A 24,377-nucleotide genomic window follows, 5' to 3' on the forward strand; every position below is an offset into this window, starting at 1 on the left:
ATTTTCGCTTGTCGATTTCGGCGATCGGCAACGACAATTTTTTCTCAATCTACTCGTTTAGCATTTAGCTTTTATCGATTTCACTATCCTCATCTTTCTGCAACGCAGCCAAGATTTGAAAGCACAGCCGAAGCAGAAAGAGCAGAAATCCTGCTTGGGGATTGAGCCAGGTGGCAACACCCACTACAATAAACTCGATTATTTTCAGCAGTTTCTTCTTGTTATAAGGTTTCATCTGTCACTCTCAAGTGTAAAATGTTGACACCTTTAAGAATAAAAGTTGTCAAATAGAAAAAAAACTGTTAAAAAATAGAAATGCAAATAGAAATAAATAGATAATGGAGCTTAGTGAAAGGTGGATTCTCAGATCAAATCCGCAGAAGAAGAACAGTTTTTAGAAGCGATCGCCCGGGCACTCAACCTGATAGGCGATCCACGAGCCGCATTCTTGGCACGTTTTAATCCCAAAAATGCTAATAAAAAAAATTCTAATTTGGTAAGTTGTATTACATGGAACAACGAACTGGACAATAAGTCTCAGAAACTTCAAGAGGAATTACAAAATATTTGCAAAATCTTGGAGGATAATGGTTGCCCACTTAAGGAACCCAAACTAGGGAGAGCGCCTAAAGGTCAAAGTCCGTGGGAGCAAGGGTATAAATGGCTTTGGGAATCTCGTTTTCCAGAATGGCAACGGGAAAATAATCAGCGATTATCCGTGCCAGGAGAGATATGTATCAATGGTCAAGCGAATATTGATGCGTTAGTTCAGCAGGTACGATCGCGCCTCCACGATGACATTCAACGGTTGCACGGCACCATGCCACTTTGGGGTGTCGATCGTTGTGTACCTTTGGGTGACTTGTTTGTGGATGTCAATATTCTGGAGAAGCTGAGCAGTAGCGACAAGTCGGAATACGATGATTTGTGCCAAGATTTCATGAACAATCCCAGCCATCGAGGTTTAGATCGCATTGGCTTGGGCAAGGAACAAAAACGAGTGCCGGGGTTAGAAGTGCTGGCGAAGAATACAAACCTAATGGTGGTGGGCAAACCGGGTTCGGGGAAAACCACGTATTTGCAACGAGTGGTGACTGAGTGCAATGCAGGGAATTTACAAGCGCACCGGATTCCGGTTTTGATTAGGCTGCGGGATTTTGTGAGAGATGGACGTAAGCTTATTTATTCACTAAAGCCTTATCTAGAGAAGTGTTGGCAGTTATCTGATGCAGAAACGCTACTGAAGCAAGGTCGGGTACTGGTTCTGTTGGATGGGTTGGACGAGGTGACGGGAGAGGATGGAAAGAATATCACTGAGGAAATGAAGAAGTTTGCTCGTGACTATCCGCAGGTGCAAGTAATTGTGACGTGTCGAACGCAGAGTTTTACTGGCGAAATGGACTGGAAATCTCTACGCTTTCAGTTTGTGGAAGTGGCGGATTTTAATGAAGGCCAGGTGCGATCGTTTTCAGAACATTGGTTTAAGACGGTTATGGGGGATGAGTCAGGAGGATTGGCGAAAGCGCGAGAGTTTTTAGAACAACTATTTTTAGAGGCAAATAAGCCGATTCGGGAGTTAACGATTACGCCGATTTTGCTGAGTTTGACTTGTGGAGTGTTTCACCAGACGGGGAAGTTTTACTCGAAGCGTTCCAAGCTTTATGAAGAAGGGTTGGAGTTATTGCTAGAGCAGTGGGACAAGTCGCGGGAGATTGAGCGAGATGAGATTTATCGGGATTTGTCGGTAGAGCGAAAGCTGGAGTTATTGAGCTTTCTGGCAGTGAAGAAGTTTGAGCAAGAGCAATATGTGTTGTTTGAGCAGGCGGAGATTGAGGGTTATATTGCCGAGTTTTTGGGGATTGAGCAGCGGGATAGTCGCTCGGTGTTGAGGGCAATGGAAGCACAGCATGGGTTGTTAATTGAGAGGGCACAGAAGGTTTGGTCATTTTCACACCTGACGTTTCATGAATATTTCGTCGCCCAAAAAATTCTCAAATTCAATGGGCAAGCTACTGATTTAGAAATCAAGCAATTATTGAAGCGTCATATCCTCGACAATAATTGGCATGAAGTATTTCGTTTGATTGAGGAGCGGAACGGCAATGAATAATGATGAGTATCTGCGATTGATGAAGCAGGCAATTGATGAATCGATTAAAGAAGATGATAAAATTCAACAATTTCTAGTATGGTTGCATGAAAAAACAGCATCACTTGGAGCTCATTATCAAGAAGCTGCCTTGAGAGCATTCTATTGTGTAGTGGTTGAAAAGACGTGGGGAAAAAGTGCTAACCGTGAAATATCGTCAATAATCGACATTAATCTTGATAAAGATATACATGAAGTCCGAGCAATAGCTGAACAGCTAATGGAGTTTGAATATAATGGGTTTGGCTATAGAAATACAAGAGAAAAAATACTAATAGGTCAGTCGTTAGGTAAAGTAAAAAGACTACCTGCTCTCAACATAGTGGTTGATAGAGACCTTGCTCTTTTCTGTGGTTCATATGAGACAGAAAATTCAATATATTTACGTCGAGTGACAGCTTTGTTAGTTGGAATATCTAGTAAGCTGTTTCAGGAACAAAGTAAAATAATTGGCTTTGTTTTTCAGAAATATGACGAAGAGTTTCTGAGAGAATTGATGTCTTTGACAAGAATATTTTCCGATCGAGACGAACAGGCAGATTGTCCTTCTATTATAAATCTGGAAAACTGGAAGAAGAACTTAAGCTCACTTCTACTTCAGTATCGAAATCTAAAGCTTGATTGGCAGTTTAGTGATGAACAACAACAACTGCTGAATAAATACTATGCCGCCAATAAGCTATTAGTAGATTTACTTCAAGAAAATCGTGCCAGCCCAGAAGTGCAAAAGGAAATTCAAGATACGTTGTTGTTGCCTATTGTTGAAATCGAAAGGCGTAAAAGCAATATTAAGAAAAAAATAATATTAGATTGCCCACAAGAAATTCATGCCATTCCAGAAGTAAAAGAGACTCAAGAGACGTTGCTTTTACCCACTGTTGAAATTGAAGAATCTAGTAGCAATGAAGTACAGCCGCAGGCTCAAAAGATGCTACCATACCCTATTGATAAAATTGCACAGTCTCGACAAGCATACAACCAAGGTAGACCTAAATCCTCAATAAAGATCGATTTTTACACAAAAACTCTGTTGTACTCTTCCTTATTAATAGCTTTAATCTTGTACATAGTTTTCATTACTGTCTTCAAGCATTATATATGGATTTCCTAAACAGGATAGTTAATGATTATATAAATTCTTGTCGCTCATCAAGCTGGGGCAAATTCTGTCAACTTGTGCTAAAATATAACGAGATATCAACCTTTCATAACTAATGTCTAGACGCGATAATTTACATCTATCCCTGCGCCATACTCTCGAAAAAGATGGGTGGACAATTACGGATGACCCCTTAATCTTAGTGTTAGAAAAAACGATCTTGAAACCTGATTTAGGAGCAGAAAAGTTTTTCGCAGCAGAAAAAGAAGAACGGAAAATAGCTGTGGAAATCAAAGACTTCGACTCTCCTTCAGTAATTAATGAACTGGAAAAAACGATGGGACAGCTTCAGCTTTACCAATGGGCCTTGGAGGAGCAAGATCCCAAACGGGAGTTATTTCTAGCGATCGCTCAAACCATCTATATTCGACACTTCCAAAAACCAATTTTTCAGCTAGCCGTTCAACGGAATAGAATTAACTTATTAGTTTACGAACCAGAGCAGGAGGCTATTGTTCAATGGATCGCTCACTAAATTATGCAGATATCCTGAAACAAACGCTACAAGAAGCAACACGATCGCAACCTCGTTTACAAGCGATTCAGCTTTATCCTGTCTGCGATACGGATTCAGGTCATTTCCTGATTATCGCTACAGGCTGGGACAAGCAACGCTGGATCGACACGATTCTGTTTCACGCTCGCTTGGTCGATCGCCATGTCATCATTGAAGAAGATAACTTTGAGGAAGGGTTAACCGCTGCGCTGATTGCCGCAGGTATCCAACCAGAGCATATTATGACTGGCCTCGATTATCAAAATAGTGCTAGCCCAGTCGTGTTTCAGGCGGTGTAGCGATCGCCATTACACAGAGAGGGATCGCAATAAATAGATCGATACAATATACCTGAAAAAAGAACTTAAATATCCAGCGATACGTTCAGCATCTCTTATCTAATTTCGGCAGGGTTTATTTCAATCAACCCTGCCTTGAGTATGCTTAAATAAGTTGAGACACATACTAGCCATATTTAAACCAGTGAACTTTCAATCAGTCATTGCCACCTTAAACAAATTCTGGAGCGATCGAGGATGCCTGATCGCCCAATCCTACGACACAGAAAAAGGTGCAGGAACCATGAATCCCCACACCTTCCTTAGAGCAATCGGTCCCGAACCTTGGTCAGTCGCCTACATCGAACCCTGTCGCCGCCCCACCGACGGACGCTACGGCGAAAATCCCAACCGCTTCCAACATTACTATCAATATCAAGTTTTAATTAAACCCTCACCTCCCAACATCCAAGACATCTATTTAGACTCGCTCAGAGCATTAGGAATTAGCCCAGAAGACCACGACATTCGCTTCGTAGAAGACAACTGGGAATCGCCCACCCTCGGAGCTTGGGGCGTGGGCTGGGAAGTCTGGCTCGACGGCATGGAAATCACCCAATTTACCTACTTTCAACAGTGCGGTAGCATTGACTGTCGCCCCGTCTCCATTGAAATTACCTACGGACTAGAACGCCTCGCAATGTATCTCCAAGAAGTCGATGCGATGACAAAAATTCAGTGGAAAGATGGCATCACTTACGGCGACGTTCACCTGCAAGGAGAAATAGAACAGTGTACTTATAACTTTGAAGCTTCCAATCCCGAATTGCTGTTTACTCTATTTGGATTGTACGAGCAAGAAGCCGAACAATTGACAAAAAAAGGATTGGTTTTGCCTAGTCTTGATTATGTGTTAAAATGTTCTCACACTTTCAATTTGCTCGATGCTAGAGGCGTGATTTCGGTAACGGAAAGAACCCGCTACATTACCAAAATTCGGAATTTGGCGCGGCGAGTTGCTCAGCTTTATTTGGAACAGCGCGAAAAACTGGGTTTTCCTTTAGAAAAAGCTGTAAAAGTTTGAGAAGGAAAAGGATAACGACAGGGATACACGGATGAATTTAGTTGCGATCGTCCTCGACTCATACCAATTTTATAGGTCGTTGCAGAGAATTCCGATCCCCCCTAACCCCCCTTAATAAGGGGGGGACAAGATTCCGATCAAAGTCCCCCTTCTTAAGGGGGATTTAGGGGGATCGAAATATGTGCAACTTTTGGGAATTTTTAATTAATTAAATGCCTAATTATTCGGAAAATAATACAGAAACAAATCCTCAACTGCGAATTGACGGTGTAAGCTTGAAAACACCGATCGCCTCAAGTTATTTGTTGGAAAATATATCATTTGAGGTACACAAGGGCTCTCGCGTGGCAATTGTTGGCCCTTCAGGTGCCGGCAAAACAACGCTGTTGCGACTGCTAAATCGGCTCAGCAGTCCCACCAGCGGCTCGATTTATCTGGAAAATACAGAATATCGCCAAATACCTGCGATCGAACTCCGCAAACAAATCACCCTCATCCAGCAAGAATCCAAGCTTTTGGGAATGTCGGTGCGAGAAGCATTGGCTTATCCTTTAAAGCTGCGGGGCGTCAATTCATCAAACATTGCTGAGAGAATTAGCGGGGCGATCGAACAACTGCACATACCCCAAGAATGGCTCGATCGCAGCGAATTCCAGCTTTCCACAGGCCAAAAACAGCTCGTGGCGATCGCCCGCGGCATCATCCTACAACCAAAAATCTTGCTTTTAGACGAGCCAACATCCGCCCTAGACGCAGGAAAAGCCGCCCACCTTTTGCAAGTATTGATACAACTAACAAACGGCCAAACCACAATTGTAATGGTCAACCACCAATTAGAATTATCCGAGCAATTTAGCACGCGAATTCTGCATTTACAGCGCGGAAAGCTCATCGAAGATTTGCCCTCTCATCAAATAAATTGGGTGCAACTGCGGCAAAATTTAATTCAAGCAGAAGCAGAAGCTCAACAAGAATGGTGAATAAGCTAAAAAACATTTAGTTTGCATTTTGAAAACTCTTAAAATTATTGTGGGGTGGGCATCCTGCCCGTCCCAAAGATGCAGCGCACTCGGCGCCCTACAGAATCAATGAGCTCCCCCACCACCCGCACCCGCTTTCACCTTTTTAAAACCCAAAACAGCAATCCCACTTAACAGTAAAGCAATTCCCACAAAATAAAAACAATCATTAAAAGCCATTACATAAGCTTCACGGCGGACAATATTATCAATTACCTTAGTTGCCTGGTCTTTCGCCACGCTTAAATCAGCACCGCGACTCACAAAATACTGAGTCATTTGATTAATTCGCTCCTGTGTTGCTGGATTGTACAAAGAAACAGATTCCCCCAATCGATTCGAGTGAAATTGCTCGCGTTGCGTGACCAAAGTTCCTAACGCGGCAATCCCCATCGAACCTCCCATATTTCGCATCATATTAAACAAACCCGAAGCCGAACCAGCCTCGTGTTTCTCCATACCAGCAGTGGCAATAGTTGACAGTGGCACCATAATTAAAGGCTGTCCCAATGCCCTTACTAATTGCGACCAACGCAACTGATCGATACCCGTCTCGTGAGTCATGCTGGCATTCATAAAACAACTTACCGCAAACAAACTCACACCGATACCAATCATCAGCCGCATATCGATTCGCTGCATCAATTTCGGCACCATCGGCACGATGAATAACTGCGGCACCCCACCCCACATAATCACCTCGCCAATTTGCATGGCATTGTACTGCTGAATTTGACCTAAATACAGCGGCAAAATAAACACTGAACCGTACAATCCCACCCCCAAGGATACATTGACAATAGTAGCTAAACCGAAATTGCGGCGAGTCAGCAACCGCAAGTTAATAAACGGTCGATCGCGAGTCAGTTCAATCCAGAAAAAAGCGCTGATAAATATTGCGGCAACTATGCTTAAACGCACAATAAAATCCGAGCTCAACCAGTCCTTGCGGCTTCCTTCTTCTAAGACAACTTGCAGGGAACCTAAGCCGATCGCCATTGAGACAATTCCCCACCAGTCGCCCCCTTTTAGAAGTTCGAGTTTCAGCGGTGCGGGGGCGACGGCGTACCACACAGCAGCTAGCAGCAGCAGCCCTGGAACCAAATTGAGATAAAAGACATATTGCCAGCCGTAATTCTCAGTCAGCCACCCTCCCAATGTCGGCCCGATGGATGGTGCAAAAGTAGCTGTCATTGCAAACATCGCCATGCCGATTGGCTGCTTTTTGGGCGGCAAATTAGTCAGCAAAAATGTAAAAGACATCGGAATTAAAATGCCGCCTGACAACCCCTGAAAAGCCCGAAATACAATCATTGAATTCAAATTCCACGCCCAAGCGCAGCACATGGAAAAGAAGATAAAGAAAGCGGCATTTACCAAGAGGTAGCGACGGAATGAAAACACTTGTGACAGCCAACCACTAATCGGAATTACTACAATTTCTGCGACTAGATAGGCGGTGGAAATCCAAGAACCTTCTTCTAAAGTTGCGCCTAAAGATGCTTGAATATCTTTCAGAGAAGCGTTGGTGATTTGGATGTCCAAAACCGCCATGAAAGCGCCGATAATTGTTCCCATGACGCCGATCCAGGTTTTTAAGGGAACTCGATCACTCTGCTGTGGAATTGCACTTGTATTTGCCATTAGTTTAACCTCTGGTTGCGTAAGTTATTTATTGGATTTTTTAACCGCAGAGGGCGCAGAGGGCGCAGAGAAAGAGAAGAGAAGAGAGAAGTTTACAAATTGTTGAGAATTGCTAGAGATACAGTCATATCTTAGCTTTGGCAATCTTATTTAATGTTGGCTTTTGTAATTGGACGCTAAATCCTTAGTGCGAAATTAAACCCATTTTTTGATAAAGTGGTCGGACTAAGTTTTTTAAAGCGGGCAACTGTTTGGTAAAAACTGCTGATCCGAAAACACAAATTATACCTCCAATGATGACTGTATTGGGAGCGCCGATATAATTTGCCAATCCCCCGGCAACTAAATTCCCAAAGGGTGTCACTCCAAAAAATGCCATCGTGTATATGCTCATAACTCTTCCGCGTTTGTCGTCTTCCACAATTGTTTGCAAAAATGTGTTTCCTCCTGCAAATTGCAAAATGAAACCCAACCCCACAAACAACATCATGATTAATGACAGCCATAAGATCCGGGACAAACCAAAACCTATCAGCCCGAATCCCATAATTGCGGGTGAAATCGCAATCCATTTGCCGAGGCCAACTACACTTTTGCGCGAAATCAAATAAATCGCCCCCGCAAATGCTCCGACTCCCGAAGCAGCCATCAAAAAGCCGAGAGTTTGGGCGTCGCCGTGCAGGATTTTGGTGGCAAAAATTGGAACTAATACTGTGTGCGACATTCCTGCGAAGCTGACTAATGCTAATAGCAATAAAATTGCTCGAATCGGGGGAAAGCCGAAGGCATACACGAATCCTTCTTGTAATCTTTGTAAGGGTTTGGTATTAGTTGCTGCAATTTTACGGGGTTTGATTTGCATCGCTAATAAGCCTGCAATTACAGCGATGTAGCTGAGTCCGTCAATAAGAAAGCAATAACTTGAGCCGACTGTAGCTATCAGCAAACCTGCCATTGCTGGGCCGATTAGTCTGGCTGCGTTGAACATCGAAGCATTAATGGCGATCGCATTTGCTAAATCTTCTTTCTTTTCTACAAGTTCCGGTACAAAAGCTTGTCGTGCCGGCGCGTCAAAGGCGTTAATTGCGCCTTGAAAGAAACTCAGCACCAGGATCTGCCAAATGTTAACGACTCCTGTTAGCGCTAAAAATGCTAGCGCTAATGATTGAACCATCGCTAATATTTGAGTGGCAATTAGGACTCGGTGGCGGTTCCAGCGATCGATTAAAACTCCTGCAAAAGGCAGTAAAATTAATGTAGGGATTTGACTTGTAAATCCCACCACGCCGAGCATCCAAGGTGAATCGCTCAAATTGTAGACAAGCCAAACCGTAGCGACTTGCGTCATCCAATTGCCAATCAGGGAGATGCCTTGTCCTGCAAAAAACAAGCGATAATTTCTCGATCGCAGCGCTGGAGGAATTTGTATTGTTTTGATTTTTGCTAGTAGATTCATGCGAGAGTACGGCTAGAGCAATCCTATTTGATTGGTAAACATTTTGTAGGGGTAGCGCCCCTGGGCTTACCCCTAATTAGCGAAGGGCAACCATCGGGGGACTGCCCCTAGACTCATTATTACGAATCATTGAGAATTGCGATATGAGCCGAAGGTTCTATTTTGCAACTCCCGAAAACCCGGATTTGAGTAGTGTTAAATTTTTCGCCCAATGAAAAAATATCGCCACAGAAAAATTTAACTGTGGCGATCGCTGGGCTAAGGAGAAATTCCTTTCCCGAACCCTTCCCTCAATTAATGCTCAACAGCCAAGTACCGAGGTAACGCAGCAAGGGAACGTCACCGGGGGTGCGGATGCGGACGTTGAAATTGTACATTCCGCCGGGAGATGGGTTTCTGACGTTCGAGAGTACAACCTCAACATTGTTGCCGGCAGCAATTGGCTCTTTGGGATAAATTTCTATGAAACGATTTTCTTTGTCCCAGATTACTTCTTGCAATTCTATTGTTTTGTCTTTGACGCGCACTTTAATGTCTTTTTGGTCAAATTCGCCTTTGTAGTAGTCTGGATAGGATATGTTCAGTTGGGCGATCGCCAAACTTACTTTCTTGGAAGGAATTCGCAGCCGATATCTATCGCCGCTCATCCCGGCTGTACCGTAATCCAAGCGATAGCTTAATTGGTTGGCGCGCTCGGGGCCGCCGAAAATCGTGAATCCTGGCATGGACTGGGCTAAACTGATGGCGGGTAATCCAGCCACCAAGCAACCTGTAACCGCTAGTGCTGAAAATAATCGTCGCATAACAACTCCTCTAATTAAACTCTTCGTGAACCTTAAATATTGCTCGCCCGAAATTTGCGATCGTGGCTACAATATATCGCACGTCTCAGCAATTTGATGAGGGCGATCGCTCGCCGGCTGAGGTCACTTTTTTTTGCGTAATTTTTGCGTAATACTGATAACTGACATTCAAACTACAGAATTAGGCGACATAAAATTATATCATAATCGGTGGCCAACTTAACAATTTAGCGAATTTGAATGTATAAGATAAGTTAAAGATACGGGTCGAATTTGGGCGATCGGCTTTAGTATCAACGAGAGAAGTTGAGGGGAACGGCTGCTTCAATGTAAAGCAAGGCATCGGGCGATTAAAAATCGCACTTAAAGAAACCTGCGGAGGCAGGTTTTGTCTGTGTAGGCGCGGTTTCAACCGCCCTGAGAAGGCTTAAATAAGGAGAGTTCATGAAATTAGCGATCGCAAAAGAAATAGCAGCAGGGGAACGCCGGGTGGCTTTAGTACCCGACGCTGTAGCCCGATTAGTCAAACAGGGCGTCGAAGTTTGGGTTGAGGCCGGTGCCGGCGCACAATCCTTTTTCTCGGATCTTGCTTACGAAGAAGCGGGAGCTCAGGTTGTCGCCGATACCGCTAGGCTGTGGGGCGAAGCCGATGTCGTCGTGAAAATCGGGGCATTGCAAGAATCAGAAGTTCATCAACTCCCCGAAGGAGCAGTTTTCATCGGATTTTTGAATCCTCTGGGAGATCCAGCTTTAGTGCAGCGTTTAGCCGATCGCAAAGTAACGGCATTCAGCATGGAAATGATCCCGCGCACCAGCCGCGCTCAAAGCATGGATGCACTGTCATCTCAGGGCAACGTTGCCGGTTACAAAGCGGTATTGATCGCAGCAGCCGCTTTGCCGAAATATTTTCCGATGCTGACAACGGCGGCGGGTACGATTCGCCCCGCGAAAATATTGGTAATGGGTGTGGGCGTTGCCGGGTTGCAGGCGATCGCCACGGCGCGCCGTTTGGGTGCGGTAGTCGAAGCTTTCGACATCCGCCCGGAAACAAAAGAACAAGTGCAAAGTTTGGGCGCTAAATTCCTTGATGTCGAACTCAAGGAAGAAACCGTCGCCGCCGGAGGCTATGCTAAAGAACTATCAGAAGCGGCCAAAGAATACACCCGCCAAGTGCTCACCCAACACGTCAGCGCTTCCGATGCAGTGATTACAACCGCTCAAGTTCCCGGCAGAAAAGCACCTATTTTAGTTACTAGAGAAATGGTTTCTCAAATGAAGCCCGGATCGGTAATTGTTGACCTCGCGGCCGAACAAGGCGGCAATTGCGAATGCACGGAAGCGGGGAAAGATGTTGAATGGAACGGCGTTAATGTCATCGGCCCGATTAATGTGCCCTCGTCGATGCCGGTACACGCTAGCGAAACTTACTCGAAGAATATCTCGGCTTTAGTTCAGTTGATGGTGAAAGATAAGGAACTCAATTTGAATTTTGAAGACGATATCATTGCTGGTGCTTGCGTTGCCCGCGACGGTGAAATTAGTAATCAGCGAGTGCGCGATGCTTTGACGGCTGAGGCTTCAGCAGTCAGTTAACAGGTTTGTAGTAAGGACTTTAGTCTTTTCTCTCGTTACAATGCTCTGCATTGTAATGTACTCCAGGAGGCTCTGCCTCCAGTCTATATCGAAGGCTCTGCCTCCGATGAATGCGTTAAGAGCATCGGGGATCTTAACGAGTCATTACCAATTAGCCCTTGGTGTCAACAAACAGGTCAAACGCAGTCACAGAATGTTGTTTGGTGACTAGGGCCAGATCCCCCCTAGCCCCCCTTAAGAAGGGGGGAACAAGAAGTATTCAAAGTCCCCCTTCTTAAGGGGGATTTAGGGGGATCGAGACTCGGCAACAAACGAGAGATATAAAGGACTTTAGCGTTAATTTCACACCAATTACCAATTACCAATTACCAATTGTCATGGCAGAAGGATTGATTGCAGGTTTAGTGGTGTTTACTCTGGCGTCGTTTGTGGGATTTGAAGTAATTAATAAAGTCCCGCCGACGCTGCACACACCTTTGATGTCGGGATCGAATGCTATTTCTGGAATTGCGGTTTTAGGTGCAATTCTGATTTCTGGCCAAGGCAATGTGACTGTTACTTCGATTTTGGGGACGATCGCGATCGCCCTGGCCACAATTAACGTTGTCGCCGGTTTCTTAGTAACCGATCGAATGCTGCAAATGTTCAAGAAAAAAGAGGTTAAAGCGTGAGCGATTTTCTGCCCAGTGGCATTCAACTAGGTTATTTAGTTGCCGCATCTTTGTTTATTATCGGTTTGAAACAGTTGGGTTCCCCTGCAACCGCGCGTCAAGGGAATGTGTTAGCTGCGATCGGGATGTTAATTGCGATCGTCGGTACGTTGCTGGAAAAGCAAGTAGTCAGCTACGAATTGATTGCTGTCGGAATTATCATCGGTTCCATTTTGGGAACAATTATGGCAAAAACCGTCGCGATGACGGATATGCCGCAGATGGTGGGTTTGCTTAACGGTTTTGGGGGCGCGGCTTCTGCACTTGTTGCTGTGGGCGAATTCTGGCGCTATCTCAGCATCCCGCAATCGCCGACGCCTGACGCGACAATCACGATCCTTTTGGGTGTGTTGATTGGCGGAATTACTTTCACTGGTAGCCTTGTGGCGTTTGCGAAACTGCAAGAATTGCTACCTGGTGCGCCCATGACGTTTCCGCTGCAACAGCCGTTTAATGCCATGCTGGCGATCGCACTTTTAGCCGGCAGCGGTTATATGCTGACGAATCCCGAAAATGTGCCGGTATTCCTGGCTTTGGTGGCGATTTCCAATATTCTGGGAATCATGTTTGTGCTTCCGATTGGCGGTGGCGATATGCCCGTGGTGGTGTCGCTGCTTAACTCTTATTCGGGGATTGCGGCGAGTGTGGCTGGGTTCATTTTGATGAACAATATGCTGATTATCGCTGGTGCATTGGTGGGCGCGTCGGGGATTATTTTGACGCAAATCATGTGCAAGGCGATGAATCGATCCTTGGGTAGTGTGCTGTTTAGCGCCTTTGGCAGCGGTGGCGGTGGTGCTGCGGGTGCTGCTGGGGCTGCTGGTGCTACTGACAAAACTGTTCGCAGCATCAATCTCGAAGAAAGTGCGATGATGTTGGGTTATGCGCGATCGGTTGTAATTATTCCCGGTTACGGGATGGCTGTAGCCCAAGCACAGCACGCGGTGCGCGAGTTAGCCGACGGTTTGGAAAAAATGGGTGTTGACGTGAAATACGCGATTCACCCCGTGGCTGGGCGGATGCCGGGGCACATGAATGTGCTGCTGGCGGAAGCAAACGTGCCTTATCCGCAGTTGTACGATATGGACGACATCAATCCGCAGTTTGAAGAAACGGATGTGGCGTTGGTGATTGGTGCGAATGATGTGGTGAATCCGGCGGCGCGTCACGATACGGCGAGCCCGATTTATGGGATGCCGATTTTGGAGGTTGATAAGGCTAAGCATACGATCGTAATCAAGCGCGGGATGAGTGCTGGTTTTTCCGGTGTAGATAATGAGTTGTTCTACAAGGATAAGACGATGATGTTGTTTGGTAGCGCTAAGGATGTGGTTGCCAAATTGGTTTCTGAGGTTAAGCAGTTGTAGGATTTTGCAACCGCAGATGAACGCGGATTCACGCAGATGATTAAACCCGGTTTCTTGGAGAAACCGGGTTTTTGTTGGGGTTTTGTTTTGATATCAATATTCTTCAGTCTCAAGCGAGAGGGACTTCGTTTTATACCATTTTTTTAAAGATGTGATAGAGATAAAGAATGTAAAATCCAAGACCATCCGGTGAGAAAACCAATGACGCGATCGGTGAAAGATGCCAAAATTTCCTGGACTTTTGTGCGGAGTTCGTCAAGATTACTAAACACCGACCAAGCTAAAGAATCTTTGAGATATTCCCACACTCTTTCTGTGGGATTTACTTCGGGACAAGCCGGAGGCTGAAATAGTAAAATAACATTGTCTGGTAACTCAGATGAGCCTAAATTATGAGCGGGTGCGTTATCAACTTGAACGATGTGTAATTCAGCAGGATATTGGATTGACAAAAGTTGTAGATATGTTTCAAAACAAACTTTGTCTAAATGGGAAAACTCCCAAAAAAACTTTTTCCATTAGCGATCGATACGGCCCCATACAACCAAAAACACTCAAACTTCCATTGATGCTTTCCGATTGGCTTTACGCCTGAAAGCGTCAGCTTACGCCGACGAATTGTATGCAGCCCTATCCTATCGTTCATCACTGCACCAGAAATTGACTTTTTTATATTTGTTTACTTGAGCTGAAGCTTTCTCTAGCAAAGATTTTATCTGTTGAGGTAAGGTATTTTTGAATTCACTGATTGCCGTAGATTTCTGAGAAATACTGCGAGGTCTGGGAATTTTTAATTTACTTTTTAATTCCCCTCTAACTAAAGAATATACAGCCGGGTAACTACTGGCTATTCCTTTAATCAACCATAGCCAAAGATGAACTTCTTTATAACTCTTAAATCCTTCTGGATCTCTCAACTCTTGTTGCAAGGTCGCTGCTATTTCAACTGAGAACTTTTTTGGGCGACCGAAAACCTGCCGATTTTTTAACAAATTTTCCAGACCGCCCTTTCTATATTGGGAGAGCCAGCGATGAATCGTTGCCTCACCTTTACCTAAAACTGTGGATACTTCCCGAACAGTTTCTACTTGTTTTGACTGAAATAAATAAAGCATTTGAACTTTATTATAAGCTAGTATTCTTTTTTGTTGCTTGAGGATTCCTCGCAAATCTTCTACAGATTCTGTGATTTTTATATGAGGACGACCAGACATTGTAATTCTCTCCTTTACTTTTTACACAAGTCTATCACATCTTTAAAAAAATGGTATTACTCTTAAGCGATTTCAATCGCCGAGTCTTATAAGCTAATAGTTTGTATGCAGCCGATTCTTGACTTCCGAAGGATCGGCTGTCTCAAAAAATAGTTCCAACGCTTCGATCGGATTCCGTCGCGCTTCTTCTATATTGTCACCTTGGCTAGCAATATCAAGTTCTGGGTAAAGGGATAGATATCCGTCGCCTTCTCGTTCAATAATTGCTGTAAACTTTTGTGTTGACTTCATAGGAGATTGGGTTGTAGGATGTATAAATCGTTGTATTGGCTAAATACTTGAATAAGTATGCTCAAGAAATCAGATATATACAGGCTTGTACATGATTACATTGAAGTTGATTATGATGGGATATGCCTGACTTTTCTTACCAAGATCGCCGCGAGTTTTATCCTTACTACTGCGACTTGGAGATTAACGTAGAAGATCGTATATATGGCACTACAAGAGAAACGTTCATGCGCATACTTGAAGAGGCAAGCCCGCTAGATCAAGCTAAAATTATAAAAGGCGTATTCAAAAAGTATCCTCTTTCATACTTTCATGAAAAAGAGAGAGAGACAAAGCAATTAATTTCCGACGAGTATCAAGGAATCATAGCCAAACTCGAATTTTCAGTGCAGGGTGTTAACAGTGAGGTAAAAAACCTGATATTCGCGGCAAATGGACCTAAGCATGAAATTGTCTTAACGGATGCAATTACTAATGAGATTAATATTGTCAAAAATCAAGAAAACTGTCTGGTATATGATAGACCAGTTTTGGAAAAAGGGCTTCTATGGGAAGAGTTAGTAGACTGGTGGCGAGACGAAGAAGAACTCCATAATCTCACAGGTTCTGACGCTGGTCAGAACCTGTTAGATCGACTCAAAATATCTCTGGGGAACAATCACCCATAAAAGATTTTACTTGACACGTATTACAGCTCTTTTTATGGAAAATTGAAAGAAAAACTACCAGCACTAATTCCTCAAGTGTACTTGCATTATGACCCCTATACATCGAAACAGCTCAAAGGTGAAAAACGATTAAGCCGAGAAAGAATGGATTTCCTGCTTCTTCTTCCTTACCGAAAGAATATTGTAATTGAAATAGATGGGAAGCAACACTATTCCGAAAATGGCAAAGCCAGCCCTCAACTCTATGCAGAAATGGTTGCAGAAGATAGATGCTTAAGACTTGCAGGCTATGAAGTATACAGGTTTGGTGGTTATGAGTTTGTGGATGATGAAAAGGCAAAACGAACTGTGAAAAACTTCTTTGACGACCTATTTAAGTTACACTCCATTCTCTAGGCATTAAAAAAGCTCCTGCAGTGTGCGGAGGCAATGCTGGTATCGGCAAGAAGGAGGATACCAGTTTGGTCACTGGTGCGATCGCCTTATGGGTGCAAATGATGTGCGAATTTTGCCAGACTTTCCTCATTTGAATGCAGCAGATTTGGTGAATGCTTGGGCTTATGCTGAGGCACACCCAGAGGAAATTGAAGCTGCGATCGCTAGAAATGAGGAAGCCTAAAACATGGCGCGAATTTGCTATAATCTAACTATATCAAATCCGAGCGACCGCACTTATGACTATACAAGAATTAGAAACTCAAGTTTTAACCTTAAATGCCGTTGATAAAGCTAAACTAATCAGCATCCTAACTCAAAATTTAACCAACGGTTCTTTAGGCATTAAAAAGACTCCCGGTGTCTGTGGAGGGGATGCCTGTGTCGGCAATACTCGCATACAAGTTTGGGTACTGGTGGGTTATCGCCGTCTCGGATGCAGCGATGCGGAACTTTTTAAGTGCTATCCCCATTTGACTGCGGCTGATTTAGTCAATGCTTGGGCTTATGCTGATGCTTACCCAGAAGAAATTGAACAAGCAATCAAAGAAAATGAGGAAGCCTAAAACATGGCGCGACTTTATGCAGACGAACAGTATCCGTTGCCAGTAGTTGAGTTTCTTCGACCTTTAGGTCACGATGTATTAACAGTTCAAGAAGCCGGAAACGCAGGATTAGGAATTCCTGATGAGGATGTATTGGCTTTTGCAGTGAGTAATGAGCGAGCAGTTTTGACTCTCAATCGAGGGGATTTTATTCGACTGCATCGCTCACAACCCAACCATGCTGGTATTATCATTTGTACTCAAGATAGCAACTGGGAAAGACAGGCGACCCGAATTAATGATGCTATTTCTGCGATCGATACTTTGAACGGTAAATTGATTCGAGTTAACCGTCCTTCGACATGAAAAAAAGCCCAGCGCCCAAACCCATCCTAAAATCTTACAATTAAATTCCCCATTGCTCCCAAGATTAGGTAAAATTATTGGCGTGTCTGAGGATAAACTATATGCGCTGGGTTCGATATATTGCGATCGCGATCGTCAATGCTTTCGGTGTCGTCATCGGTATTATTTGGGTTGCAGTCCCCGCAACAGTGGCTCAACCTTCCCTAAACTACCAACTCGCACTCTCTGGGCGACAGCCAGACGGCGAAAATCCGCAATCGCTCCCGGAACTCTACAAATTGCGCGATCGGCTGAAAGTACAATTAGATAACCTTGCCAAAAATCCCGACAGCGCCCCGTTTCCGGCAGAACTTTGGAAATCAGCAATCCACCGTCAGCAATCTCAAACTCTGACGCAGCAACTCCAAAACGTTCAAAGTCAAATTCAAATAGAAGAAAGAGCCAAATATAATTGGGACGATGCTGCTAAATTAGCGGCCAAAGCAGTAGTAATTGGACACACTTCTAATCCTTCTTCTGCTACTTGGGAAGAGTCCCAGCGGCTGTGGGAGTTGGCTATCAATACGCTGCGACTCATTCCTCACGATTCTTTTTTGGCCGATCGGGCGATCGACAAAACCATCGAATATCAAGGAAACCTCAGTGTCGCTACCTATGAAATGCAAGTCGCACGCTCTGTTGAGAAAATTAGAGCCGAGGAAGAAGAGATCAGAGAGCGAGCCCGCAAAGAGCAAGAGAAAAAAGAATTTGCTCGTCGAGAAATAGAGAGAAAAGAGCAAGAGAAAAAAGACCGGGCTAGAAAAGAACTTGAAAGGCAAGAGTTTGAAAAGCAAGAATTAGCCACGAAAGAAATTGAAAGGCAAGAATTAGCCAGGAAAGAAATTGAAAGGCAAGAGTTTGAAAGGCAAGAATTAGCCAGGAAAGAAATTGAAAGGCAAGAATTTGAAAGGCAAGAGTTAGCCAGAAAAGAACTTGAAAAGCAAGAATTAGCCAGGAAAGAACTTGAAAGACAAGAACTTGAAAGGCAAGAGTTAGCCAGACAAGAACTTGAAAGGCAAGAATTAGCTAGACAAGAATTAGCTAAACAAGAACTTGAAAGGCAAGAATTAGCCAGACAAGAATTAGCTAGACAAGAACTTGAAAGACAAGAGTTAGAGAGAAATCAGCAAGCAACTCCTCAACCAACTCCTGAATCAACTGCAACACCAACTCCCGCCCCAGTTACGCCTGCTGCGTCCCCGTCGAACTTTTTGTTTGTGGGAGATACTAACAGAGATGGCCAAATTAACCAGCAAGACGACGCCGGAAAAGAACAATGGTCTTTGTCCAAGGGCGCGCTAATTTTATTTAACGATCGCAATAACGATCGCGGCAAGATACCGACTTGGAAACAAACCAAAGTTAGCGCTCCCCGCCGTGCAGCAATGCTTTCTCAAGTTAACTTGAACCTGTCTGAAAACTTCAAAACCTCTCAGTTATTTATCACGGCTGACAGCATTGCTAGCCCTCACATCAGCGTTTTTCAGAAAACTGGCGAGGGCTGGCAACCTGTAGATATATCCGGTGCTAAACCTCTAGTTTTTAGCACGAATATTGTTTTAGGTGTCGAAGCAAAACAATTTGCCGATCGCAATTGGAACGGCACTGTTAATCTTAAAGCAACTGCCCAAAGCAACGGTCAAGAAATCGCATCTACAACTATTCAAATGGGCGTTAGTCCTTGGATGATAGCGCCAAATACAGCACCAGTAACCGAAGTTCAGGTCAGCGACAGAGGCGCGGTAAACAGCGAATTTATCTCGCAACTAAAACAAGCAGTAGAACCCACGGGCGCCAAAGTAAAAATTCTCCAGGGCGATCGCACTTGGATGCAAGATACCCAGAAAAACGGCTACGTTCAACTCCCCGAAAAATCGGAGCTCCGCCAGTTTAATGTAGCCATAAAAAGCAATAGCGAGCCAGAGAAAAACCCGCCTATTAAATCAACTCAAAACCGGGATTGGAAAGTAGTAAAAATTGGCAATCCTCGTTCTTTAGACCCTGTAAATCAGTGGTCTGACGGATACGGCAATTTGCAGGTGACACCGCCGATTCCCGGACACCCAATGGGTCGAGTTTATTACGGGAATTCGGGAAATGCTAGTTTTAATCCAGAGGTACTGGATTTTATTCAAGCTCAGAGAATTCAAGGGCCGCCAGTGGATATTGATACTTCTTGGCTTCTGACTCGCCAAGTCGATGAAATTATCAATTTTATTCCCACTCAAACTCCCGGACAATATGTAATGGCGATCGCCAGTCCCGAAGCTGGAGTTAAGCTGTTGGAAGAATTGGAGGGAAGAGGTTACGGCGATGTGGCGATCAATCGTGGTTTGAGCACTGAAACAACTGTCAGCGCCGCCTTGAAAAACCGCGCTTTAATTCAACACAATCTCTATTTGCAAAATCAGAAACTTAATCCGATTATAGAGAAGTTGAAAAGAGAGTTTTTACTCGGAGACGACCAAATTATTCAAGTTCCGGTGATGTTTGGCTACAGCGGTTATGCTTGGTGGCCAAATATGGTCAATTCGGTGCCAGTTAACGGCAAGTTGTTAGTTTCAAATCCGCGCGGGCCAATGATTGAGGGTGTAGATTACACTCAGGAAAGATTGCGCCAACTGCTGCTTCCTGCTGGAGTCAGCGTTAGTTTTCTGGATGATAGGTATTATCAAGAATTGAAAGGAAACGTGCAGTCGGCGACGAATACTGTGAGGAAGCCAGAAGACCGGCCTTTTTGGCAGTCTTTGCCTAATAATTGAGTCCGGTAGTAAGTTGCGATCGCAATTTGTACTCAATATTTACCGAAAATTGGTAAATTGCGATCGCCCCAGCAGATAGATTTCTAGATAGACACGGACGGCATTTTGTCAATAGCCGTGCCCTATGGGTGCTGTGCAGGCGATCGCACCAGTAACGTAAAATGTCTAACAGCGGTCTTTGTAAAATAAATTTAGCCCCATGAGCGACGAACAGGAAAAAAAACAAGTTTTGACTCCGCAACCGGAAACAATTTCTACTGCCAGTGATGAGTTCGATCGCAGTGAAATTGCCCGTGGCGATGCACCTTCAGCATCAGTAGAAACTCCCGCAGAAATTGTCGCGCCCAAAGATATTTCAGCGCCAATCGACGAGGCGGAAACAATTCCAATTGCCTCCGATAGCGCGCCGGCAACAACTCAACTTGCAAGTTATCCGCCTCCAACAATTCCAACTGCCAACCCCGAACCAAAACCAGCCCGAGCTTGGCAAATCTTAGCCGTTTTTCTCAGCGGAATGTTAGTCGGTTCCGTCCTTAGTCTCGGCAGTTTGCTAGCGTGGAAAATGTATCAGGAAAGAGCGAACCTTCAAATTAAACTACCCGCTGACGTACCCCTCCCCGAAAGCCCTCCGCCTGTCGCAACAGCGCCCGCCAACCGCCGGCCCGGACTTCCCCCAGCACCTGGAACTCGACTGCCCGCCACAATCTATCCGTCGCCCCGTCCCACTCAAATACCCTCTGTGTCTGGCATTCCCCAACTTGCTTCGCCGTCACCCTCGCCGTCGCTGTTGCCTTCTCCAACTCCAACTCCAACTCCCGCGGCGGTTGAAACCCCTGTAACGGAGCGAGTTTCCTTTCAAGCCGGTGCTACGGGAACTATTCTGAGCAGTAGTTTGCGAGCCAACATATCCAAGCGCTACTTACTGGAGTGCAATAGCGGCCAAAGCATGACAATAAATGTTCAAGAAGGTCAAGTTAGCGCAGCAATTATTGCTCCTAACGGTGAAAATGTAGGTACTGCTAACAGCACAGCTCAGTGGCAAGGTCAACTAACCAGTAGCGGCGATTATACTATTGAAATTTCCGGCGATCGCCAAGCAAACTACCAAGTTAAAATTGAAGTAAAATAGCAACTATAATTGTATCAGGGGGTAGTTACAAAATACATAAAGTCCCCCTGTTGCTAATTACAAATTACAAATTACTTATTACCAATGATCGCACAAGTATCTGAAAACATCTACGAAGCAAAAACCCAGGAAATTGCCAAAGAAATTTTGCGGCTAACTCAAGAGAAAAAGCGCTCTTTTTTCGGTCAACTGCAAGACCAAATGCGCTGGGACGACAAACTGATGGATTGGGCGATGGCCAGCCCCGGACTGCGGGTGCAGTTGTTTCGATTTATTGACTGTTTGCCGGCCCTCCGCAGCAGGCCGGAAATTGCCCGCCACTTGCAAGAATACCTGACCGCCCAAGAGGTAGAATTGCCCGAAGCATTGAAAAAATTGCTCAACTTTGCTAGCCCTGATTCGGTTCCGGGTCAATTGGCGGCGACGACGGTTGCGCCTGCTGTGGAAACTTTGGCGCACAAGTATATTTCTGGGGAAAATATCAAGCAGGTAATTAAAACCTTAGAGCGGCTTCGCAAAGATAAAATGGGTTTTACAGTTGACCTTTTGGGGGAAGCTGTCATCACTGAAGCTGAGGCGCAAATTTATCTTAACCGCTATTTGGAATTGATGGAGGAACTCGCGAATGCAGCGAAGAATTGGCCGCAAGTAGATGCAATTGACAAAGCTGACGGCGAAACTCTGCCGCGAGTGCAAGTATCGGTAAAGTTAACGGCTTTTTATTCTCAGTTTGACCCGTTGGATGCTAAAGGTAGCGAGGAGAAAGTAAGCGAGAGGATTCGCCTGTTACTGCGCCGCGCGAAGGAGTTGGGCGCTGCTGTTCATTTCGATATGGAACAGTATGCCTACAAAAGTTTAACTCTGACAATTCTCAAAGACTTATTGTTGGAAGAAGAGTTTCGCAGTCGCACGGATATCGGAATTACATTGCAAGCATATTTGCGCGACAGTGCCCAAGATTTGCAAAACCTGATTTCATGGGCAAAAAAACGCGGAAATCCGGTAACAGTGCGTCTGGTAAAAGGCGCTTACTGGGATCAGGAAACTATCAAAGCGATGCAGAAAGATTGGCCGCAGCCGGTCTACAATGACAAAGTTGCTACTGATGCTAATTTCGAGCAGATGACGCAGTTGCTGCTCGAAAATCACGAATATTTGTATGCAGCTATTGGCAGTCATAACGTGCGATCGCAAGCGAGGGCGATCGCCATTGCCGAAACTCTCAACATCCCGCGCCGCCGCTTTGAAATGCAAGTGCTGTATGGCATGGGCGACAAATTGGCTAAGCTTTTGGTCGATCGGGGTTATCGCGTCCGAGTCTACTGCCCCTACGGCGATTTGCTGCCGGGAATGGCTTATTTGATCCGCCGTTTGCTGGAAAATACCGCCAACAGTTCTTTCATCCGGCAAAGTTCCGAAGAAATGCCGATCGAACAATTGTTAGCCGCACCAATTGCTAGTGGCAATGACCAGCTAGTTTACAGCAAAGTATTTCCCAACGTTGCCGATACCGACTACGCCAATACCAAATTGCGGCAACAAGCAGAAACAGCCATCAAATCAGTGCGCGCCAACTTAGGTAAAACCTATTTACCGCTAATCAATGGCGAGTACCAAAATACTGAAGCAACCGTTAACTCTCTCAACCCTTCCAATCCTACAGAAGTAGTTGGCACAATCGGATTGCTTTCCGAAGAACAGGCCAAACAAGCCCTTCAAGCCGCAAAAGAAGCCTCCACCAGTTGGCGAAAAACTCCAGTCCGACAGCGCGCCGGCGTCCTCCGCAAAGCCGCAGAATTGATGGAACAGCGGCGGCACGAACTATCAGCTTGGATGGTGTTTGAAGTCGGCAAACCCGTCAGAGAATGCGATGCCGAAGTTTCCGAAGCTATTGATTTTTGCCGCTACTACGCCGACGAAATGGAACGGTTGGAACAAGGGAAAAATTACGACGTAGCTGGAGAGACCAACCGCTACACCTATCAGCCGCGCGGCATTTCTTTAATCATTTCGCCTTGGAATTTTCCCCTCGCAATTCCCGTCGGCATGACAGTTGCATCCCTAGTTGCTGGAAATTGTACTTTACTCAAACCTGCGGAAGTGTCCTCAGTAATTGCAGCAAAAATCACAGAAATTTTGCTAGAAGCCGGAATCCCCAAAGGCGTATTTCAATACGTCCCTTGCAAAGGTTCAACCGTCGGCGCTTACATGGTGAAACATCCTGACGTTCACATGATTACTTTCACCGGTTCTCAGGAAGTTGGCTGTCGGATTTATGCCGATGCTGCGATTTTGCAGCCGGGGCAAAAACACCTGAAACGAGTAATTGCTGAAATGGGCGGCAAGAATGCAATTATTGTCGATGAAAGTGCGGATTTAGACCAAGCAGTTGCAGGCGTAGTTTATTCGGCATTTGGATACAGCGGCCAAAAATGTTCCGCTTGTTCGCGAGTAATTGTGGTCGAATCCGTGTACGATAATTTTGTGGCAAGATTGGTAGAAGCGACGCGATCGCTCAATGTCGGCCCTGCAGAAAATCCCGGCACTCAAGTCGGCCCTGTGATCGATGCAAATGCCCATTCGCGCATCCGCGAATACATCGAAACAGGCCGCGCCGAAGCTAAAATAGCTTTAGAAATGCCGGCACCGGAAACCGGTTATTTTGTCGGCCCAGTCATTGTTACCGAAGTATCGCCCACAGCAACTATCGCCCAAGAAGAAATTTTCGGCCCGGTTTTGTCGGTGATTCGGGCAAAGAATTTCAGCGAAGCGATTGCGATTGCTAACGGCACTAATTTTGCTTTAACCGGCGGATTGTATTCTCGCACGCCTTCACATATCGATCGAGCCGCATCCGATTTTGAAGTCGGAAACCTGTACATCAATCGCGGAATTACCGGCGCTGTGGTATCGCGGCAACCCTTCGGAGGATTCAAACTTTCGGGAGTTGGTTCTAAAGCTGGCGGCCCGGATTATTTGCTGCAATTCCTCGAACCCCGCACCATAACCGAAAATATTCAGCGGCAGGGTTTTGCACCGATTGAAGGAGTGGATGATTAATCATTCCTTTGTTCGTAGTGAGGACTGAATTCCTCTCTCTGGCTGTTAAGTTAGTAGGGTGCGCTAGGCGCACCCTACGGGTGGGGTAACAGAAAAAATTTGTGTGAGAT

The 24,377-nt window shown here is 45.1% G+C and carries 22 protein-coding genes and 1 pseudogene; 17 read left to right on the forward strand and 6 right to left on the reverse strand.

Translation table 11 applies throughout. The features are described from left to right. Positions 1–64: 64 nt before the first annotated feature. A complete protein-coding gene (locus QUA04_RS01240; RefSeq protein ID WP_333253002.1) occupies positions 65–235 on the reverse strand; it encodes a hypothetical protein in 171 nt (56 codons plus the stop codon). A gap of 120 nt (positions 236–355) precedes the next feature. Here QUA04_RS01240 and QUA04_RS01245 point away from each other — a divergent pair, with 120 nt between their 5' ends. From QUA04_RS01245 to QUA04_RS01270, 6 genes are all read left to right on the forward strand, one after another. Beyond that, positions 356–2,110: an NACHT domain-containing protein gene (locus tag QUA04_RS01245; protein ID WP_333253005.1), complete on the forward strand. Its 1,755-nt coding sequence runs from the start codon at positions 356–358 to the stop codon at positions 2,108–2,110. Then, entirely contained in the window at positions 2,103–3,260 is a 1,158-nt protein-coding gene (locus QUA04_RS01250; RefSeq protein ID WP_333253007.1) for an NACHT C-terminal helical domain 2-containing protein, read from the forward strand. Before QUA04_RS01245 ends, QUA04_RS01250 begins: the two co-directional genes overlap by 8 nt. Positions 3,261–3,363: 103 nt before the next feature. Next, on the forward strand, positions 3,364–3,783 hold the full coding sequence (locus QUA04_RS01255) for a XisH family protein (protein WP_333253009.1): 420 nt from the start codon (positions 3,364–3,366) through the stop codon (positions 3,781–3,783). Then, a complete protein-coding gene (locus tag QUA04_RS01260) occupies positions 3,768–4,103 on the forward strand; it encodes an element excision factor XisI family protein (RefSeq protein WP_333253011.1) in 336 nt (111 codons plus the stop codon). The genes QUA04_RS01255 and QUA04_RS01260 overlap by 16 nt, the downstream gene beginning before the upstream one ends. A 184-nt stretch (positions 4,104–4,287) precedes the next feature. After that, the gene (gene glyQ / locus QUA04_RS01265; RefSeq protein ID WP_190660228.1) at positions 4,288–5,166 is read left to right on the forward strand and encodes a glycine--tRNA ligase subunit alpha; all 879 of its coding nucleotides are present in this window, start codon (positions 4,288–4,290) and stop codon (positions 5,164–5,166) included. Positions 5,167–5,378: 212 nt separating this feature from the next. Further along, positions 5,379–6,146 (forward strand): ATP-binding cassette domain-containing protein, encoded by a 768-nt coding sequence (locus QUA04_RS01270; RefSeq protein WP_333253014.1) that lies wholly within the window; start codon positions 5,379–5,381, stop codon positions 6,144–6,146. Positions 6,147–6,251: 105 nt separating this feature from the next. Here the strand turns inward: QUA04_RS01270 and QUA04_RS01275 are convergent, their stop codons facing one another. The 3 genes from QUA04_RS01275 to QUA04_RS01285 form a co-directional block, all read right to left on the reverse strand. Further along, positions 6,252–7,829, reverse strand: coding sequence for an MDR family MFS transporter (locus QUA04_RS01275; protein ID WP_333253016.1), 1,578 nt, complete (start codon positions 7,827–7,829; stop codon positions 6,252–6,254). 184 nt (positions 7,830–8,013) lie between these two features. Further along, entirely contained in the window at positions 8,014–9,285 is a 1,272-nt protein-coding gene (locus tag QUA04_RS01280) for an MFS transporter (RefSeq protein ID WP_333253018.1), read from the reverse strand. A gap of 290 nt (positions 9,286–9,575) precedes the next feature. Continuing rightward, positions 9,576–10,088: a DUF2808 domain-containing protein gene (locus QUA04_RS01285; RefSeq protein ID WP_333253020.1), complete on the reverse strand. Its 513-nt coding sequence runs from the start codon at positions 10,086–10,088 to the stop codon at positions 9,576–9,578. Positions 10,089–10,532: 444 nt separating this feature from the next. Between QUA04_RS01285 and QUA04_RS01290 the strand changes: the two genes are divergently transcribed. From QUA04_RS01290 to QUA04_RS01300, 3 genes are all read left to right on the forward strand, one after another. Then, positions 10,533–11,681: a Re/Si-specific NAD(P)(+) transhydrogenase subunit alpha gene (locus tag QUA04_RS01290; protein WP_333253022.1), complete on the forward strand. Its 1,149-nt coding sequence runs from the start codon at positions 10,533–10,535 to the stop codon at positions 11,679–11,681. A 377-nt stretch (positions 11,682–12,058) separates the two neighbouring features. Then, on the forward strand, positions 12,059–12,352 hold the full coding sequence (locus QUA04_RS01295; protein ID WP_106150865.1) for an NAD(P) transhydrogenase subunit alpha: 294 nt from the start codon (positions 12,059–12,061) through the stop codon (positions 12,350–12,352). After that, positions 12,349–13,758, forward strand: a complete 1,410-nt coding sequence (locus tag QUA04_RS01300; protein WP_333253024.1) for an NAD(P)(+) transhydrogenase (Re/Si-specific) subunit beta — start codon at positions 12,349–12,351, stop codon at positions 13,756–13,758. Before QUA04_RS01295 ends, QUA04_RS01300 begins: the two co-directional genes overlap by 4 nt. A 143-nt stretch (positions 13,759–13,901) precedes the next feature. On the opposite strand, the pseudogene QUA04_RS01305 reads toward QUA04_RS01300, so the two are convergent. Together QUA04_RS01305 and QUA04_RS01310 are read right to left on the reverse strand one after the other, a co-directional pair. Next, positions 13,902–14,972: pseudogene (locus QUA04_RS01305) on the reverse strand (IS630 family transposase). Between the two features lie 93 nt (positions 14,973–15,065). Then, complete coding sequence (locus QUA04_RS01310) at positions 15,066–15,263, reverse strand: type II toxin-antitoxin system HicB family antitoxin (protein ID WP_333253026.1); 198 nt, start codon at positions 15,261–15,263, stop codon at positions 15,066–15,068. 122 nt (positions 15,264–15,385) lie between these two features. On the opposite strand from QUA04_RS01310, the gene QUA04_RS01315 reads away from it, so the two are divergent. The 8 genes from QUA04_RS01315 to pruA all read left to right on the forward strand — a co-directional run bounded on the left by QUA04_RS01315 (position 15,386) and on the right by pruA (position 24,267). Further along, positions 15,386–15,931 (forward strand): hypothetical protein, encoded by a 546-nt coding sequence (locus QUA04_RS01315; protein WP_333253028.1) that lies wholly within the window; start codon positions 15,386–15,388, stop codon positions 15,929–15,931. Between the two features lie 42 nt (positions 15,932–15,973). Beyond that, complete coding sequence (locus tag QUA04_RS01320; protein WP_333253030.1) at positions 15,974–16,327, forward strand: hypothetical protein; 354 nt, start codon at positions 15,974–15,976, stop codon at positions 16,325–16,327. Positions 16,328–16,349: 22 nt separating this feature from the next. Continuing rightward, positions 16,350–16,550 carry a DUF433 domain-containing protein gene (locus QUA04_RS01325; RefSeq protein WP_445242271.1) on the forward strand — a complete coding sequence of 67 codons (201 nt, stop codon included), beginning with the start codon at positions 16,350–16,352 and terminating at the stop codon, positions 16,548–16,550. Between the two features lie 55 nt (positions 16,551–16,605). After that, positions 16,606–16,932: a DUF433 domain-containing protein gene (locus QUA04_RS01330; protein WP_333253032.1), complete on the forward strand. Its 327-nt coding sequence runs from the start codon at positions 16,606–16,608 to the stop codon at positions 16,930–16,932. A gap of 3 nt (positions 16,933–16,935) precedes the next feature. Further along, on the forward strand, positions 16,936–17,277 hold the full coding sequence (locus tag QUA04_RS01335; RefSeq protein ID WP_333253034.1) for a DUF5615 family PIN-like protein: 342 nt from the start codon (positions 16,936–16,938) through the stop codon (positions 17,275–17,277). Positions 17,278–17,378: 101 nt separating this feature from the next. Beyond that, complete coding sequence (locus tag QUA04_RS01340) at positions 17,379–20,078, forward strand: protein-arginine deiminase family protein (protein WP_333253036.1); 2,700 nt, start codon at positions 17,379–17,381, stop codon at positions 20,076–20,078. 199 nt (positions 20,079–20,277) lie between these two features. Beyond that, positions 20,278–21,207 (forward strand): hypothetical protein, encoded by a 930-nt coding sequence (locus tag QUA04_RS01345; protein WP_333253038.1) that lies wholly within the window; start codon positions 20,278–20,280, stop codon positions 21,205–21,207. 84 nt (positions 21,208–21,291) lie between these two features. Then, on the forward strand, positions 21,292–24,267 hold the full coding sequence (pruA, locus tag QUA04_RS01350; protein ID WP_333253040.1) for an L-glutamate gamma-semialdehyde dehydrogenase: 2,976 nt from the start codon (positions 21,292–21,294) through the stop codon (positions 24,265–24,267). The last annotated feature ends 110 nt before the right edge of the window (positions 24,268–24,377 follow it).

It is taken from the genome of Microcoleus sp. S13_C5 (assembly GCF_036700845.1).
Taxonomy (GTDB): Bacteria; Cyanobacteriota; Cyanobacteriia; order Cyanobacteriales; family Microcoleaceae; genus Microcoleus.

What these genes read in the sequence shown, in the direction of transcription:
- QUA04_RS01255 (WP_333253009.1), top strand. Translation starts at nt 3,364, where the DNA reads ATGTCTAGACGCGATAATTTACATCTATCCCTGCGCCATACTCTCGAA.
- QUA04_RS01250 (WP_333253007.1), top strand. Translation starts at nt 2,103, where the DNA reads ATGAATAATGATGAGTATCTGCGATTGATGAAGCAGGCAATTGATGAA.
- QUA04_RS01280 (WP_333253018.1), bottom strand. Translation starts at nt 9,285, where the DNA reads ATGAATCTACTAGCAAAAATCAAAACAATACAAATTCCTCCAGCGCTG.
- pruA (WP_333253040.1), top strand. Translation starts at nt 21,292, where the DNA reads ATGATCGCACAAGTATCTGAAAACATCTACGAAGCAAAAACCCAGGAA.
- QUA04_RS01270 (WP_333253014.1), top strand. Translation starts at nt 5,379, where the DNA reads ATGCCTAATTATTCGGAAAATAATACAGAAACAAATCCTCAACTGCGA.
- QUA04_RS01275 (WP_333253016.1), bottom strand. Translation starts at nt 7,829, where the DNA reads ATGGCAAATACAAGTGCAATTCCACAGCAGAGTGATCGAGTTCCCTTA.
- QUA04_RS01290 (WP_333253022.1), top strand. Translation starts at nt 10,533, where the DNA reads ATGAAATTAGCGATCGCAAAAGAAATAGCAGCAGGGGAACGCCGGGTG.
- QUA04_RS01340 (WP_333253036.1), top strand. Translation starts at nt 17,379, where the DNA reads ATGCGCTGGGTTCGATATATTGCGATCGCGATCGTCAATGCTTTCGGT.
- QUA04_RS01330 (WP_333253032.1), top strand. Translation starts at nt 16,606, where the DNA reads ATGACTATACAAGAATTAGAAACTCAAGTTTTAACCTTAAATGCCGTT.
- QUA04_RS01315 (WP_333253028.1), top strand. Translation starts at nt 15,386, where the DNA reads ATGCCTGACTTTTCTTACCAAGATCGCCGCGAGTTTTATCCTTACTAC.
- QUA04_RS01240 (WP_333253002.1), bottom strand. Translation starts at nt 235, where the DNA reads ATGAAACCTTATAACAAGAAGAAACTGCTGAAAATAATCGAGTTTATT.
- QUA04_RS01345 (WP_333253038.1), top strand. Translation starts at nt 20,278, where the DNA reads ATGAGCGACGAACAGGAAAAAAAACAAGTTTTGACTCCGCAACCGGAA.
- QUA04_RS01335 (WP_333253034.1), top strand. Translation starts at nt 16,936, where the DNA reads ATGGCGCGACTTTATGCAGACGAACAGTATCCGTTGCCAGTAGTTGAG.
- QUA04_RS01285 (WP_333253020.1), bottom strand. Translation starts at nt 10,088, where the DNA reads ATGCGACGATTATTTTCAGCACTAGCGGTTACAGGTTGCTTGGTGGCT.
- QUA04_RS01260 (WP_333253011.1), top strand. Translation starts at nt 3,768, where the DNA reads ATGGATCGCTCACTAAATTATGCAGATATCCTGAAACAAACGCTACAA.
- QUA04_RS01295 (WP_106150865.1), top strand. Translation starts at nt 12,059, where the DNA reads ATGGCAGAAGGATTGATTGCAGGTTTAGTGGTGTTTACTCTGGCGTCG.
- QUA04_RS01310 (WP_333253026.1), bottom strand. Translation starts at nt 15,263, where the DNA reads ATGAAGTCAACACAAAAGTTTACAGCAATTATTGAACGAGAAGGCGAC.